The 16,049-nt window shown below is 67.9% G+C and carries 13 protein-coding genes; 11 read left to right on the top strand and 2 right to left on the bottom strand.

Features of this window, described 5'->3' with window-relative positions:
• Nucleotides 1–42 precede the first annotated feature (42 nt).
• On the bottom strand, nt 43–807 hold the full coding sequence (gene ppgK, locus ACQY7V_RS05515; protein WP_184452448.1) for a polyphosphate--glucose phosphotransferase: 765 nt from the start codon (nt 805–807) through the stop codon (nt 43–45).
• 47 nt (nt 808–854) lie between these two features.
• The gene (gene map / locus ACQY7V_RS05510; RefSeq protein WP_428639259.1) at nt 855–1,742 is read right to left on the bottom strand and encodes a type I methionyl aminopeptidase; all 888 of its coding nucleotides are present in this window, start codon (nt 1,740–1,742) and stop codon (nt 855–857) included.
• Nucleotides 1,743–1,886: 144 nt separating this feature from the next.
• Here map and pheS point away from each other — a divergent pair, with 144 nt between their 5' ends.
• The 11 genes from pheS (at nt 1,887) to tyrS (ending at nt 15,764) form a co-directional block, all read left to right on the top strand.
• Entirely contained in the window at nt 1,887–2,972 is a 1,086-nt protein-coding gene (gene pheS / locus ACQY7V_RS05505; protein WP_428639257.1) for a phenylalanine--tRNA ligase subunit alpha, read from the top strand.
• A gap of 1 nt (nt 2,973) precedes the next feature.
• The gene (gene pheT / locus ACQY7V_RS05500) at nt 2,974–5,622 is read left to right on the top strand and encodes a phenylalanine--tRNA ligase subunit beta (protein ID WP_303773156.1); all 2,649 of its coding nucleotides are present in this window, start codon (nt 2,974–2,976) and stop codon (nt 5,620–5,622) included.
• A gap of 97 nt (nt 5,623–5,719) precedes the next feature.
• Entirely contained in the window at nt 5,720–6,211 is a 492-nt protein-coding gene (locus ACQY7V_RS05495) for a flavodoxin domain-containing protein (RefSeq protein WP_154478481.1), read from the top strand.
• Between the two features lie 63 nt (nt 6,212–6,274).
• The gene (gene argC, locus ACQY7V_RS05490; RefSeq protein ID WP_235362176.1) at nt 6,275–7,342 is read left to right on the top strand and encodes an N-acetyl-gamma-glutamyl-phosphate reductase; all 1,068 of its coding nucleotides are present in this window, start codon (nt 6,275–6,277) and stop codon (nt 7,340–7,342) included.
• Entirely contained in the window at nt 7,339–8,526 is a 1,188-nt protein-coding gene (gene argJ, locus ACQY7V_RS05485; protein ID WP_235362177.1) for a bifunctional glutamate N-acetyltransferase/amino-acid acetyltransferase ArgJ, read from the top strand. Before argC ends, argJ begins: the two co-directional genes overlap by 4 nt.
• Nucleotides 8,523–9,734 carry an acetylornithine transaminase gene (locus tag ACQY7V_RS05480; RefSeq protein WP_303773155.1) on the top strand — a complete coding sequence of 404 codons (1,212 nt, stop codon included), beginning with the start codon at nt 8,523–8,525 and terminating at the stop codon, nt 9,732–9,734. The genes argJ and ACQY7V_RS05480 overlap by 4 nt, the downstream gene beginning before the upstream one ends.
• A complete protein-coding gene (locus ACQY7V_RS05475) occupies nt 9,731–10,246 on the top strand; it encodes an arginine repressor (RefSeq protein ID WP_154478473.1) in 516 nt (171 codons plus the stop codon). Before ACQY7V_RS05480 ends, ACQY7V_RS05475 begins: the two co-directional genes overlap by 4 nt.
• Before the next feature lie 38 nt (nt 10,247–10,284).
• Entirely contained in the window at nt 10,285–11,508 is a 1,224-nt protein-coding gene (locus tag ACQY7V_RS05470) for an argininosuccinate synthase (RefSeq protein WP_154478471.1), read from the top strand.
• 118 nt (nt 11,509–11,626) lie between these two features.
• Nucleotides 11,627–13,003 (top strand): O-antigen ligase family protein, encoded by a 1,377-nt coding sequence (locus ACQY7V_RS05465; RefSeq protein ID WP_303773193.1) that lies wholly within the window; start codon nt 11,627–11,629, stop codon nt 13,001–13,003.
• Between the two features lie 7 nt (nt 13,004–13,010).
• On the top strand, nt 13,011–14,456 hold the full coding sequence (gene argH, locus ACQY7V_RS05460) for an argininosuccinate lyase (RefSeq protein ID WP_428639254.1): 1,446 nt from the start codon (nt 13,011–13,013) through the stop codon (nt 14,454–14,456).
• Between the two features lie 45 nt (nt 14,457–14,501).
• Entirely contained in the window at nt 14,502–15,764 is a 1,263-nt protein-coding gene (gene tyrS, locus ACQY7V_RS05455; RefSeq protein ID WP_235362180.1) for a tyrosine--tRNA ligase, read from the top strand.
• Nucleotides 15,765–16,049: the final 285 nt, after the last annotated feature.

Raw genomic sequence — 16,049 nt, 5'->3', positions numbered from 1 at the left:
AAGTGCGGCCCCCGACCCCTCAGCATGAAGCCCCGAGCCGAATCAGCCCTCCGCCGAATCGGCCTGCTGAGCCGCGAAGCTCGCGGCGCCGACGATGCCGGCCGTGTTGAAGAGCTTCGCGGGCACCATCGGGGTCTTGAGGTCGAGGAGCGGCATGAACTTCTCGTGGTTCTTCGACACGCCGCCGCCGACGACGAAGAGGTCGGGGGAGAAGAGCATCTCGACGTGGCTGTAATAGCGCTGGAGGCGCTTCGCCCACTTCTTCCACGAAAGGTCCTGAAGGGTCTTCTGACCCGAGGAGGCCCGCTTCTCCGCATCGTAGCCATCGATCTCGAGGTGACCGAGCTCCGTGTTGGGAACGAGGACCCCGTTCATGATGACGGCCGAACCGATGCCCGTGCCCTGGGTCGTGAGGATGACGAGCCCGTCGACGCCCTTGGCGGCGCCGTAGGCGACCTCGGCGATGCCTGCGGCGTCGGCGTCGTTGAGGGGGACGACCCTGCGCCCGAGATGACGCTCCATGAGCTCATTGACGTTGATCCCCGCCCAGGACGGGTCGAGGTTCGCGATGAAGGGGACGACGCCGTGGATCACGGGGGCCGGGAAGGCGATGCCGACGGGGGTCTCAGGGCCGACTTCAAGCCGCTCGAGGAGCTGACGGCACACCTCGGCGACCGCGTCGGGGGTCGCGGGCTTGGGAGTTTCGATTCGGATCCTCTCGCCGACGAATTCTCCGGTCTCGAGGTCGACCAGCGCCGACTTCACTCCCGATCCGCCGATATCGATCCCGCATGCCACCTGTGCCATGAGCCCTCCAGGGAAGTTGTGCCTGTGCGTCGAAATGGTAGCGCAGTTCATGCCAGGGTCAGGATCTCCGCTCCCTCTTCGGTCACGACGATCGTGTGCTCGAACTGCGCGGTGCGCGAACGATCAGCGGTGACGACCGTCCACTCGTCATCCCACTGCTCCCAGTCGATCCCGCCGAGGGTGAGCATCGGCTCGATGGTGAAGACCATTCCCGGCTCCATGACGGTCGAATAGGCGGGAGCCGCGTCGTAGTGGGGGATGATGAGGCCCGAGTGGAAGGCCTCGCCGACCCCGTGCCCCGTGTAGTCGCGGACGACGCCGTATTCGAAGCGCTTGGCGTAGCGCTCGATGACGCGTCCGATGACGTTGATCTCGCGGCCCGGGCCGACGGCCTTGATCCCGCGCATCATCGCCTCCTTCGTCCGTTCGATGAGCAGACGGGACTCCTCGTCGATGTCGCCTACTCCGAACATCGCGCAGGTATCGCCGTGCACGCCGTCGACGTAGGCGGTGATGTCGACGTTGACGATGTCGCCGTCCTCGAGCGGCCGGTCGTCGGGGATGCCGTGGCAGATGACCTCGTTGATCGAGGTGCACAGGGACTTCGGGAATCCCATGTAGCCCAGGCACGAGGGGTAGGCGCCGCTGTCGATGAGGAACTCGTGGCCGATGCGGTCGAGCTCATCGGTCGTGACACCGGGAGCGACCGCGGCTCCCACGACTTCGAGCGCCCGGGCGGCGATCCTTCCGGCCCTGCGGATCCTCTCAACGGTCTCGGCGTCTTTGACATCGGAGGCCGTCACCACTTCGGGCCCAGAGTGGAACATGTACTCGGGTCGATCGATGTGCTCGGGGACGGTGCGCATCGGTGAAATGCGGCCGGGGCGAAGATCGCCCAGGGGGGCGCGGGCGGCGAGATCAGCGGCATGTGTCATGCGCCCAAGACTAGTCCGCTCCTTTTCGTCCTTCCTGGCTACGAGGGCGCGAGGGGTGGACGCGCCTGAGGCGGATTGCGGGAGGGGACTATCATGGCGGGGCGCGAACCGCGCGAATTCGACACCTGACGGAGGAAGCAGGATATGGCCCAGGACGCCCCTGACCTCAATCCCCTTGATGCGGGAGCCGTGGACGACCTCGTCGCCCGAGCCCTGGCGGATATCGATGCCGCCGAGGATCTCGAGGCCCTCAAGACCGTGAAGCTGTCGGTCTTGGGGGAGAAGGCGCCGCTGGTGATGGCCAATAGGACCATCGGATCCCTGGAGCCGAAGGACCGTGGAACGGCGGGGAAGAACCTCGGCGCCGCCCGCTCGCGCCTGTCGACCGCGCTCGCCGCCCGCGAGGAGGTCCTCGAGGCCGAGCACGAGGCCCGAGTCCTCGTCGAGGAGGCGGTGGACGTCACCGCCCGGGGCGCGCGATCCGTCGTCGGGGCCCGTCATCCGATCAACACGCTCATCGAGGAGATCGAGGACTTCTTCACCTCGATGGGCTGGGGGATCGTCGAAGGCCCCGAGATCGAGCATGAATGGTTCAACTTCGATTCCCTGAACTTCGACATCGACCACCCGGCCCGTCAGATGCAGGACACCCTGTACGTCGACGGCCGCTCGGTGGGCGCGCAGGATGCGCAGGAGGCGCGACTCGTCATGAGGACGCACACCTCCCCGGTCCAGGCCAGGGCCCTCCTCGAGCGCGGCGTCCCGCTCTACGTCGCCTGCCCGGGCAAGGTCTTCCGCGCCGACGCCCTCGACGCCACGCATACGCCCGTTTTCCACCAGGTCGAGGGCCTCGCGGTGGACAAGGGGCTGACGATGGCGGACCTCAAGGGCGTCCTCGACCATTTCGCGCGGGCGATGTTCGGGCCCGAGGCGAAGGCGCGCCTGCGCCCCTCCTTCTTCCCCTTCACCGAGCCGAGCGCCGAACTCGACATCTGGTTCCCCCAGAAGAAGGGCGGCGCCGGCTGGATCGAGGTGGGCGGCTGCGGCATGGTGAACCCCAATGTCTTGCGCGCAACGGGAATCGATCCGGAGGTCTACTCGGGATTCGCCTTCGGCATGGGCATCGAGCGCACGCTCATGCTGCGCCACGGAATCGCGGATATGCACGACATCGTCGAGGGCGATGTGCGCTTCTCCCAGCAGTTCGGACTCAACGGAAGGGGACACTGACATGCCAATGGTTCCGATCAGCTGGCTCGCCGATCACGTCGAGGTGCCCGCGGGCATGGACGCGGCCGGACTCGCGGCCGCCCTCGTGAAGGTCGGCCTCGAGGAGGAGACGATCCACCCGGCGAAGGTGACCGGCCCGCTCGTCGTGGGCAGGGTCCTCACCCGGGTCGAGGAGACCGCGTCGAACGGGAAGACCGTCAACTACTGCCGTGTCGACGTCGGCGAGTACAACGACGCCCCCGGAACGGGCAAGGAGCCCTCGGAGCTGCCCAGCCGCGGCATCATCTGCGGCGCTCACAACTTCGAGGCGGGCGACCTCGTGGTCGTCTCCCTGCCGGGCGCGGTCCTGCCCGGAGGTTTCGCGATCGCGGCGCGCAAGACCTACGGCCACATCTCCGACGGCATGATCTGCTCGGCCCGGGAGCTCGGCCTCGGTGAGGACCACGACGGGATCATCGTCCTGGACCGGGTCTACCCCGATCGAAAGATCCCCGAGCCCGGTTCGGATCTTCTCGGCTTCCTCGGTCTGGGCGAGCAGATCCTGGAGATCAACATCACCCCGGATCGCGGCTACTGCTTCTCCATGCGCGGCGTCGCCCGGGAGTTCTCCCACTCGACCGGTGCGGCCTTCACGGATCCGGGTCTGCCCGGGGTCCTCGTGAAGGACGTGCCCGAGGCGAATGCCGAGGGATTCCCCGTCGAGGTCGATGATGCCGCGCCGATCAAGGGCAGGCCCGGCGCCGACCGCTTCGTCACGCGCATCGTGCGCGGGATCGATCCCAAGGCCCCCACTCCGCGGTGGATGGTCGAGCGCCTCGAAGCCGCGGGCATGCGCTCGGTCTCGCTCGCCGTGGACGTGACGAACTACGTCATGCTCGACCTGGGCCAGCCGATGCACGCCTACGATCTGTCGGCCCTCGCCGCACCGATCGTCGTGCGCCGTGCGAAGGCGGGGGAGAGGCTGCGCACCCTCGATGAGGTCGAGCGCGACCTCGACCCCGAGGACCTGCTCATCACGGATTCGCCCGAGGGCCCCGGCTCGCGGATCATCGGTCTGGCCGGCGTGATGGGCGGCTTCTACTCGGAGGTGGAGGATTCGACGCGCGACGTGCTCCTGGAGGCGGCTCACTTCGACGCGGTCTCGATCGCGCGCACGGCGCGTCGGCACCGCCTGCCCTCGGAGGCCTCCAAGCGTTTCGAGCGCGGGACCGATCCGCGTCTGCCCGCGCTCGCGGCGCAGCGCGCGGTCGATCTCCTCGTCGAATACGCAGGGGGCTCGGCTGATCCGGCGGTCTTCGACTTCGACGCCGTTGCCGCTCCCGAGGCGATCGTCTTCGCCTACGAGGAGGCCGCGCGTCTCATCGGCGTGGAGTACTCGAAGGAGCGCGTGCGCGAGATCCTCGAAGAGATCGGTTGCGAGGTGGCCGAGGGCGCTTCGGGCGCATTCGAGGTCCTCGCTCCGAGCTGGCGCCCCGATCTCGTGGGCCCGGCGCATCTCGTCGAGGAGATCGCGCGCCTCGACGGTTACGACAAGATCCCCTCGACGCTTCCCGCGGTCCCGGCGGGTTCCGGTCTGAGCGCGGCTCAGAAGGCGCGCCGTCAGGTCGTCTCCCTGTTCGCCCAGGCGGGCCTCGTCGAGGTCCTGTCCTATCCCTTCGTTTCGGATTCCTTCGACAAGCAGGGGCTCCCTGCGGATTCGGCGCGTCGGGCAGCTGTGACGCTGCGCAATCCGCTGGCCGACGATGCGCCGGTGCTGCGCACCTCGATCCTCGACACCCTGCTCGAGACCGCGAGCCGGAATGCGGCGCGCGGGGCCGAGCGGGTCGCGATCTTCGAGACGGGGCTGGTCGCCCTTCCCGAGGGCACGCGTCCGATGGGGCTGCTGCCTGCTGAACGGCGTCCGAACGAAGAGGAGCTTGAGGCGCTGCGCGCCGCGACGCCTTCTCAGCCCCACCGCGTCGGCATCGTCCTGGCCGGTCGGGCCTCGGGTTCTGCGATCGTCGAGCAGCCGCGGGCCTGGGACTGGTCCGATGCCGTCGAGTTCGTTCACGCCGCCGCTTCGGTCCTGGGCGTGCGCGTGGAGACGACCCGCTGGTGGGACCCGCAGCCGATCGCGCTCAAGGGCCCTGCGATGCCCGCTCCGGAAACGGATCCGGCTCGGGTCGCGCCCTGGCACCCGGGGCGCGTCGCCCGGGTATTCGTCCGCCGGGGGCGCGAGCTCGTCGATATCGCCTTCGCGGGCGAATTGCACCCCAGGGTCTGCCGCGCCTTCGGTCTGCCTGCGCGTTCATGCGCGGCCGAGATCGACCTCGATGCGCTCATCGGAGCGATGGCGCCCCAGCCGATCCAGGTGAAGCCGGTCTCGACCTTCCCGCTGGCGAAGGAGGACATCGCCCTCGTCGTCGACGCCGCGATCCCGGTTTCGCGGGTGGAGCAGGTCGTGCGTCAGGGCGCGGGCCCTCTTCTCGAGGAGGTGTCGCTCTTCGATGTGTACGAGGGCCCGGGTCTGGGCGAGGGGGTGCGCTCCTTGGCCTTCGCGCTCAAGCTCCGGGCTCCTGATCGCACTCTCACCGCGAAGGAATCAGCTCAGGTCCGCGAGAACGTCGTGAAGAAGGCGGAGAAGATCCTCGGGGCGAAGCTGCGGTCCTGATCCGGATGGGCGAGGCGCCGCCGTCGCTCCTGTGGATCCCGCCTCAGTGGGACTTTGGGACACGACGGCGGCGCCTCAGCTCTGCCACACTGGGGCCATGCACATCCTCGTCACCGCCTCTTCCAAGCACGGTTCCACCGAAGCGGTCGCGAATGCGATCGCGTTGCGTCTGAGGGAGGCCGGGCATGCGGTTGACCGCCGCGCCCCCGAAGACGTCACGACCCTTGACGGTTTCGACGCGGTGGTGTGCGGTTCGGCGGTCTACATCCTCCAGTGGATGAAGGAGGCGCGCGAGTTCATCGAGCGCTTCTCCGCTGAGCTCTCGCAGATGCCGGTCTGGGCCTTCTCCGTGGGGATGAGCGGGGTTCCCAAGCACGCCCCGCAGGATCCGAGCCGCATCGGCCCGCTGTCGACGCACGTTCCGGGCACGCAGACCCGTTTCTTCGCGGGGCGCTACGACCCGGCGCTCCTCACTCTGCGCGAGCGCTCGGTCGCGCGCCTGGCCGGCGTCGTCGAGGGCGATTTCCGGGATTGGGACGCAGTCGACGCCTGGGCCGATTCGATCGCCGGGGAGCTCGCCGCTCGTTGAGCCCCCGTGTCCGGTGAACGGACACCGCTGGAAAAATATGCATGAACATGTATATTCATGCATATGAAGTTGAGAGCAGCGATCGTCGGCGCCTCCGGCTACGCGGGCGGTGAAGTCGCCCGTCTCCTCGCCGCGCACCCGAACATCGAAGTCGCAACGGTGACCGCGGCGAGCTCGGCGGGAAGAAGACTCGGCGAATTCCACCCGCACATCGGCCCCCTCGCCGATCGGATCATCCGAGAGACGAGCATCGCCAGCCTCGCAGGGCACGACCTCATCGTCCTGGCCCTTCCCCACGGGCACTCCGGCGCTCTCGCCGCCCGGCTCGAAGAAGCGGGGGAGAAGGCCCTCATCCTCGACTGCGCGGCCGACCATCGGCTCACCGACCCGGCGGCCTGGGCCTCCTACTACGGCTCGGACTTCTCCCCGGCCTGGACCTACGGCATGCCCGAGCTGCTCCACGAGGGCGAGTCGCGCGCCGCGGCCCAACGCGCCCTCCTCTCAGAATCGACGCGGATCGCCGTGCCGGGCTGCAACGTGACCGCAGTGACGCTGGCGCTCCAGCCGGCCGTCCACGCCGGACTCGTCGACGCCTCCCGCATCGTCGCGACCCTCGCCGTCGGCTACTCCGGTGCGGGCAAGTCCCTCAAAACCCACCTTCTCGCCTCTGAGGCCCTGGGCAACATGGCCCCTTATGCGGTCGGAGGAACGCACCGCCACATCCCGGAGATCATCCAGAACCTGGCCGTGTGCGGAGCAGACCCCTCCGCCACGGGCCTCACCCTCACCCCCGTCCTCGTTCCCGCCTCCCGCGGAATCCTCGCGACCGTCGTCGCGCCCCTGGCCCCCGGCGTCGGAAACGACGGCGTGGCGAGCGCCTACGGCGTCTACGACGATGAAGCCCTCATCTCGGTCATGCCGCACGGAGCATGGCCGACCACGGCTCCCGTGACCGGCACCGGCCTCGCCCGGGTCAGCGCCGTCATCGACGAACGGGCGGGAAGCCTCGTCGCCATCGCGGCCATCGACAACCTCGGCAAGGGGACCGCCGCTGCGGCGGTCCAAAGCGCCAACATCGCCCTCGGCCTCGACGAGTACGCGGGCGTCCCGATGATCGGAGTAGCACCATGAGCCAGACGCCGACCGGTGTCACAGCACCCCGAGGATTCGCCGCGGCGGGAATCGCCGCCGGGATCAAGTCAACCGCCGGATCGAAGGACCTCGCCCTGGTCGTGAACAGGGGCCCGGCATTCGCCTCCGCCGGAGTCTTCACCTCGAATCGCGTGGTCGCCGCGCCCGTGACCCTGACCCGCGCCCACCTCGCGAAGACCAGCCTCAAGGCCGTGATCCTCAACTCCGGAGGAGCGAACGCCTGCACCGGCGGGCCCGGCCTCGCCGATGCCGAGGCGACCGCCGCGAAAGTCTCCGCCCTGCTCGGCTGCCAGCCCGATGAAGTCGGCGTCTGCTCGACGGGCATGATCGGCGTCCGCCTCCCGATGGACGCCCTCATGAACGGCGCAGAGGCGGCCGCGGCCGCCCTCGCGAACACCCCCGGGGCCGGAGCCGACGCCGCCGAGGCGATCCGGACGACCGACACCGTCTCCAAGACTCACGTCTCGATGCACGGCGGGGGATGGACGATCGGCGCAATGGCGAAGGGCGCGGGCATGCTCGCGCCGGGCCTGGCCACGATGCTTAGCGTGCTCACCACCGACGCCCTCGTCGACGACGCGACCGCCCGGCGCGCCCTCGAAGAGGCCGTGCGCACCACTTTCAACCGGACCGACTCCGACGGATGCATGTCGACCAACGACTCGGTGATCCTCCTCGCCTCGGGGGCATCGGGCATCGCGCCCGAGGAGGCCGAGTTCACCGAAGCGCTCCGGAGCGCCTGCTCCGACCTCGCCCGCCAGCTCATCGCCGACGCTGAAGGCGCCAGTCACGACATCGAGATCCGCGTCGTCGGGGCCTCGAGCGAAGAGGCCGGCGAAGCCGTCGCCCGCGCGGTCTCGCGCTCCAACCTCTTCAAGACGGCGGTCTTCGGCAACGATCCGAACTGGGGCCGGGTCCTGTCCGAAGTCGGCACCGTCCCCGAAAGCCTCGCCCCCTACGACCCGGACGAGGTCGACGTCTCGATCAACGGCGTCATGGTGTGCCGCGGGGGAGGCGTCGGCGAGGACCGCGCCCTCGTCGACATGACGCCCCGCGAGGTCCACGTCCTCATCGACCTCAAGGCCGGAGCCGAGGAAGTCGTCGTGTGGACGAACGACCTCACCCACGATTACGTCCACGAGAACAGCGCGTACTCGTCATGAACCGCCCGACGACCTGGAACGAGCGCTATACGGCCTCGGTCATGAACACCTTCGGGGCCCCCGCCCTCGTCCTCGCCGAGGGCGAAGGCGCCCGCGTCCGCGACATCGAGGGAAGGGAGTACCTCGATCTCCTCGGCGGCATCGCCGTCAACGTCATCGGCCAGGCGCATCCGCTGGTCGCGCAGGCGATCGCGACGCAGGCCCAGACCCTGGGGCACGTGTCGAACTTCTTCGCGACCCCGCCGCAGATCGGGCTCGCCGAGAAGCTCCTCGACATCGTCGAACCGGGAGGCGCGCCCGAGGGATCCCGCGTCTTCCTCGCGAATTCGGGCACCGAGGCGAACGAGGCCGCCCTCAAGATCGTCAAAGCCCACGGCCTGGCGATCTCACCGGCGAAGACGCGGCTCCTCGCCCTTGAGCACGCCTTCCACGGGCGCACTCTCGGGGCGCTCTCCCTCACCTGGAAGGAGGCCTACCGCGCGCCCTTCGCCCCGCTCATCCCCGGGGTCGAGTTCATCCCCGTCAACGACATCGCCGCCCTCGAAGAGGCGATGGACGAGGACGTGGCCGGGATCTTCATCGAGCCGATCCAGGGCGAGGCGGGCGTTCTCCCGGTCGAAACGGCCTACCTTCAGGCCGTTCGCGAACTCACGGCATCGCATGGCGCGCTCATGGTCATCGACGAGGTCCAGACCGGCGTCGGGCGGACCGGCGAGTGGATGGGGCATCACGCTTCAGGGGTCGTCCCCGACGTCGTCACCCTGGCGAAGGGCCTGGGAGGAGGCATGCCGATCGGCGCATGCATCGCCCTCGGCGCCGCCGCGGGGGTCCTGGGACCCGGAATGCACGGGACGACCTTCGGGGGGAATCCGATCTGCGCGGCCGCCGCCCTCGCCGTCCTCAAGGTCATCGAAGACGAGGGGCTCCTCGCCAAGGTGATGCGCACCTCCGAGCAGTGGCGCTCCGAACTGGCCCGGATCGAAGGCGTCCGCGAGGTCCGGGGCCGCGGCTACCTCATCGGGATCGATTTCGACGCGCGGATCGCGGCGGGCGTCGTGGCGGCCGGACGAGAGGCCGGTTTCATCCTCAACGCGACCGGCCCCTCCACCCTGCGCCTGGCACCGCCCCTCATCCTCACCGCCGACGACGCCCGCTCCTTCACCCGGGCACTGCCCTCGCTCATCGCCGCAGCACAGGAGATGCAATGACACTCAGCCCGATTCCGCAGACCCCCACGGCCAGGAGGGAGACGATCCGCTCCCTCCTCGCCCAGGAGCAGATCGGTTCGCAGAAGGACCTGCGCGAGCGCCTTTCAGAACTCGGCGTCGAGGTCACGCAGGCGACCCTGTCGCGCGACCTCGTCGACATGCGGGCCACGAAGATCCGCACGGCCGACGGCGCGCGCGTCTACTCGGTGCCCGATATCGACGGCGGATCCACGCACGAGGCCGAGGCCGGTTACCTACGCCTGCAGAAATGGTGCCAGACGCTCCTCGTCAGCTCCGTCCTCGTCGAGAACCAACTCGTCCTGCGCACGACGGTCGGGGCCGCCAACCTCCTCGGCTCGGCGATCGACGCAGTGCGCTTCGATGAAGTCGCGGGCACGATCGCGGGCGATGACACGATCCTCGTCATCTGCAGGAGCGCCGAGGACGCGCAGACCGCCCAGCGCTTCCTCATGGAACTCGCGGAGCCCTCAACGGCTCCGGACATCGACTGAACCGGCGCCGTCCGGCAAGAAGGGAACAAAGGATACACATGACTACGCACAATGATCGTGTCGTTCTCGCCTACTCGGGCGGCCTCGACACCTCGGTCGCCATCGGCTGGATCCAGGAGCAGACCGGGCGCGAGGTCGTCACGGTCGCCGTCGACGTGGGTCAGGGCGGGGAGGACCTCGAAGTCATCCGCCAGCGCGCCCTCGACTGCGGCGCCGTCGAGGCCTACGTGGCCGACGCCCGCGACGAGTTCGCCGACGAGTACTGCATGCCCGCGCTCAAGGCGAACGCCCTGTACGAGGGCAAGTACCCGCTGGTATCCGCCCTGTCGCGACCGGTCATCGCCAAGCACCTCGTGCGCGCGGCGCGCGAGTTCGGCGCGACGACCGTGGCCCACGGCTGCACCGGCAAGGGCAACGATCAGGTCCGCTTCGAGGTCGCCATCACCTCGATGGCCCCCGATATGGACTGCATCTCGCCCGTCCGCGACCTCGCCCTGACCCGTGACGTGGCGATCGACTACGCGGAGAAGCACCATCTGCCGATCGAGACCACGAAGCACAACCCCTTCTCGATCGACCAGAACGTCTGGGGCCGCGCCATCGAGACGGGCTTCCTCGAGGACCTGTGGAACGCGCCGACCAAGGACGTGTACGTCTACACCGATGACCCGACCTACCCGCCGCTCCCCGATGAGGTCGTCATCACCTTCGAGAAGGGCATCCCGGTCGCGATCGACGGCCGCGCCGTCACCCCGCTCGAAGCCATCCAGGAGCTCAATCGCCGGGCCGGCGCACAGGGCATCGGCCGCATCGACATGGTCGAGGACCGGCTCGTGGGCATCAAATCCCGCGAGATCTACGAGGCCCCCGGCGCCGTCGCCCTCATCGAAGCCCACCAGGCCCTCGAATCGGTCACGCTCGAACGCATGCAGCGCCGCTACAAGCGCGGCATCGAGCAGATCTGGGGCGAACTCGTCTACGAGGCCCAGTGGTACTCGCCCCTCAAACGCTCCCTCGACGCCTTCATCGAAGACACTCAGGAGTACGTCTCCGGCGACATCCGCATGGTCCTCCACGGAGGGCGTGCGACGGTGAACGGCCGCAGGTCCGAGGCCTCGCTCTACGATTTCAACCTCGCGACCTACGAGACCGGAGACACCTTCGACCAGTCCTCCTCGCGCGGATTCATCGACATCTACGGCCTCCAGTCCAAGCTCGCGGCCGCTCGTGATGTGCGTCTCGGCAAAGGCACCGGCTACTGAGCCGATCGATCGGAAAGCCGACCGGGGCGGGAACGATCCTTCGTTTCCGCCCCGGGATGCGCCGCCCTCGTGATTCCCCGAGGGCCGGGGCGCGGCTATCCTCGACAGGGTGAATGACATGACGACCAAGCGGAAGAGTCCGCGCGCGCGCATTTCGTCGCTGATGAACGACGCGCGGACCTTCGATCTGCTCGCCATCTGCCTCCTCTTCTTCGGCTTCGCAGGACAGGGGATTCGCAACATCGTCGGCTTCAACGGCTCCGGCGCGGTCATGGTCGTTCTCTTCGTCCCCTTCGTCAGGGCCTTCATCGCATCCGGCGCCTCGATCCTCAAACGACCCCAGCCGGTCGCCACGCTGCTCTACGTGCTCGTGTGCGCGCTTTCAACGGCGTGGTCCGTGTACCCGATCCGCACGGCGACGGCCGCCCTCGTCACCATGGGAATCACCGCGACCGGTCTCATGATCGCCGCCGCCCGGCCGCTCGACCGCTTCATCGACCTGCTCATCCGGAGCTTCCAGTCGGTCCTCGTGATCTCCTACGCCTTCGAACTCTTCGTCTCACTCATCTGGAGGAGCGAGTTCGCCCCGATCCCGATGCTCATGGACGCTAAGATCCCGAAGCTCTACTACTGGTCGAACAACGCGCTGTTCCACGGCGGGCCGATTCAGGGTTTCATGGGCAATCGCAACCCCCTGGCCTTCGTCGCCCTCCTGCTGATCATCACCCTCGCCGTCCGCTGGGCCGCTACGCGCCGGCGCACGGCCTCGACGCTCCTCTGGATCGGCCTGTCGATCCTGACCCTCGGCCTCACACGATCCGGAACCGTCACGGTCGCCCTCGTCGTCTGCGTAATCGCAGGTCTCGCATTCATCCTCGTCGCAGGCGTGCCCGAACGGGCCAGGCCGGGGGTGGTCTTCTCACTCGTCGGTCTCGCGATGGTCGCCACCGCATTCGCGGTCGCAGCGCACGAGCACGTCACTTCGCTCCTCGGGAAGTCCCCCGACCTCACGGGCCGGGCGGACATCTGGCGCGCGCTCATCCCCATGTGGTGGGAGCGCCCGATCCTCGGGTGGGGATGGACGATCGGGTATCCGACGGAGCTGCCGGTCTTCGCCCACTTCATTCCGCGTGAAGACGGCAGCCCGACGACTCAGGCGCACAACGCCTATATCGAGGCGCTTTTCCTGACGGGCGTTCTCGGCGCAGCGCTCGTGACCCTCGCGGTCCTCACGCTCCTCATCGGCACCTGTCTGCACGCGGTGCAGAGAATCGACACGGATCGCCTTCGCGTGGCGCCCGCGATCCTCACGGTCGCCCTCGTCGTCCAGTCGACCGTCGAATCGCGTCTCCTCTACGAGGGCAACTGGATGCTCTTCGTCGTCCTGGCCGCCTACCTCGCGGTCGACCGGCCCTTCCACGAGCACTGGGCGAAACGGCGCCTCCGTTCCGAGCAGCGGTCGCCCGCCGACTTCGACACCCTGAGAAAGGCATGATCGTTCCATGACTCCGACTTCCTCGAACACTCCCGGTGAAGCGCCCATGAGTCTGTGGGGAGGCCGTTTCTCCGGTGCGCCCGATCAGGCGCTCGCCGCGCTGTCGGTCTCGACCCACTTCGATTTCCGCCTCGCGCACGTCGACATCGCGGGTTCGCACGCCCACGCCGATGCGCTTCACGCGGCGGGACTGCTCAGCGACGACGAAGCCGCTCGCATGCACGAGGCCCTTTCGGCGCTCGACGCGGATGTCGCCTCCGGCGCCTTCACGCCCTCCGCCGAGGACGAGGACGTGCACACCGCTTTGGAACGCGGCCTCATCGAACGCGCCGGCGCCCCCCTCGGAGGCAAGCTCCGCGCCGGACGCTCCCGCAACGACCAGATCGCCACCCTCATCCGCATGTACCTGCGCGATGAGGCGCGCCGCACGGCCTCCCTCGTCCTCGACCTCGTGGACGCCCTCGTCGATCAAGCCGAAGCCGCGGGCGACGCCGTGATGCCCGGGCGCACGCACCTTCAGCACGCCCAGCCCGTCCTCGTCGCCCACCATCTCCTCGCCCACGCCTGGCCGCTCATCCGCGACGTCGAGCGCTTCATGGACTGGGACCGGCGGGCGGCGATCTCCCCCTACGGATCCGGGGCGCTGGCGGGCAACACCCTCGGCATGGACCCGCAGGCCATCGCCCGCGCACTCGGCTTCGCCGATTCCGTCGACAATTCCATCGACGGGACGGCCTCGCGCGACATCGTCGCCGAAGCCGCTTTCATCCTCGCGATGATCGGCGTCGACATCTCCCGCCTGTGCGAGGAGATCGTCATCTGGAACACGAAGGAATTCGACTACGTCACCCTCGATGACGCCTTCTCGACTGGCTCGTCGATCATGCCGCAGAAGAAGAACCCCGACGTCGCCGAACTCGGGCGCGGCAAGGCGGGGCGCCTCATCGGCGACCTCATGTCCCTGCTCACGGTTCTCAAGGGAATCCCGCTCGCCTACGACCGGGATCTTCAAGAGGACAAGGAGCCCGTCTTCGACCAGCTCGACACCCTGTCCATCCTCCTTCCTGCGGTGTCCGGGATGGTGTCGACCATGCGCCTCAACCTCCGGCGCATGGCCGAACTGGCGCCGCAGGGATTCTCCCTGGCGACCGACATCGCGGAATGGCTCGTGCGCAAGGGCGTGCCCTTCCGAGAGGCGCACGAGTTGTCCGGCGCATGCGTGCGCATCGCCGAGTCGCGCGGGGTCGAGCTCGCCGACCTCAGCGACGAGGAGCTCGCATCGGTGTCTGAGGAGCTCACTCCGGCGGTCCGCGAGGTCCTCACCGTCTCCGGATCGGTCGGGGCCCGCTTGGGCAAGGGGGGCACCGCGCCTTCGCGGGTCGCAGAGCAGCTGCTTGCGATCAAGGCGCGCTCCGAGGCCGCGCGAGGCTTCGCCGACTCGCGCACCCGATAGACTGTCCGCGGTTTTGGGATCGCCGCATCAACGAAAGGAAGTTCCGTGACCGACATCCTGGATGAGCTCCAGTGGAGGGGCCTCATCGCCCAGCACACCGACATCGATGCCCTTCGCGAGCATCTCTCGGCGGGACCGGTCACCTTCTATTGCGGCTTCGATCCGACGGCGCCCTCCCTCCATCATGGGCATCTCGTGCAGATCATCCTCATGCGCCACTTGCAGCTCGCCGGTCATAGGCCGCTCGCGCTCGTCGGCGGGGCGACCGGTCAGATCGGTGATCCGCGTCAGTCGGGCGAGCGCCAGCTCCAGCCGAGAGAGGTCGTGGCCGGCTGGTCGGATCGGCTCCGTGATCAGATCGCGCGCTTCCTCGATTTCGAAGGACCGGCGGCGGCGACGATGGTGAACAACCTCGACTGGACGGCCGAGCTCAGCGCCATCGATCTCCTGCGGGGCATCGGCAAGTACTTCCGAGTGGGCACGATGCTCAACAAGGACATCGTCGCCCGCCGTCTCGCATCCGATGAGGGCATCTCCTACACGGAGTTCTCTTACCAGATCCTCCAGGCGAACGACTTCCTCGAGCTTCACCGTCGCTACGGGGCGACCCTGGAGACGGGCGGCAACGATCAGTGGGGCAACATGATCGGCGGAGTGGACCTCATCCGCAAGGTCGAGGGCGCCTCCTCCCACGTGTTGACGACGCCGATCATCACGAAGTCCGACGGCACGAAGTTCGGCAAGTCCGAGGGCGGGGCGATCTGGCTCGATCCGGAGATGATGAGCCCCTACGCCTTCTACCAGTTCTGGCTCCGGGTCGAGGACGCCGATGTCGTGCGCTTCCTCAAGATCTTCACCTTCCTCGACCGCAGCCGGATCGAAGAGCTCGAGGCGGAGGTCGCTGAGCGTCCTCATGCGCGGGTCGCTCAGAAGGCGCTGGCGGCCGAGATGACGCGGCTGGTTCACGGTGAGGCCGAATTCGAGCGCGTTCTCGCCGCGACCGACGCCCTGTGGGGAGGCGGTGATCTCACCGCCATCGACGAGAAGACGCTGGCTGCTGCGACCTCGGATCTTCCGCGCGCCTCCTTGTGCCTGGGCGAGGCCACGATCGTCGACGCCCTGGTGGAGACGGGCCTCGAGAAGGGGCGCGGCGCGGCCCGTCGCACCGTCGCCTCGGGCGGCGCCTACCTGAACAATGCGAAGGTGGAGGATGAGGACGCCCCCTTCACCGAGTCCGACCTTCTCGCCGGTTCGGTGGTGCTGATCCGCAAGGGCAGGCGCAATCTCGCCGTCGTCGAACTCGCCTAGTGTGGCGCCCTTCACGGTCGTCTGATTTGACGGTGGGTGCGTTGCCTGGGTAATGTTTTCTCCGTTGCGCCTGAGGGTGCGGGTCTTCTGAGACTCGACCGAGTATGGCGTCGGCCTCTTCTCGCATGGATCGTTTTGGTTTGTTGTGGGTGTGTGGGTGTTGTTTGTGAACTCGATAGTGTGTTTGTTGTTTATGCCTGTTTTTTGTTTTTGAGTTGTTTTTGGTTGGGATTGCTTGCTGTGTGGCTGCTGCTGCTTGTTGGTGGTGGTGGTTGTGTGGTGGGT

The sequence above is a fragment of the Schaalia sp. genome (assembly GCF_050312375.1).
Taxonomy (GTDB): Bacteria; Actinomycetota; Actinomycetes; order Actinomycetales; family Actinomycetaceae; genus Pauljensenia; species Pauljensenia hyovaginalis.
Note: the sequence above shows the minus strand (reverse complement) of the source record. Positions and strands in the feature narration are given on the sequence as shown.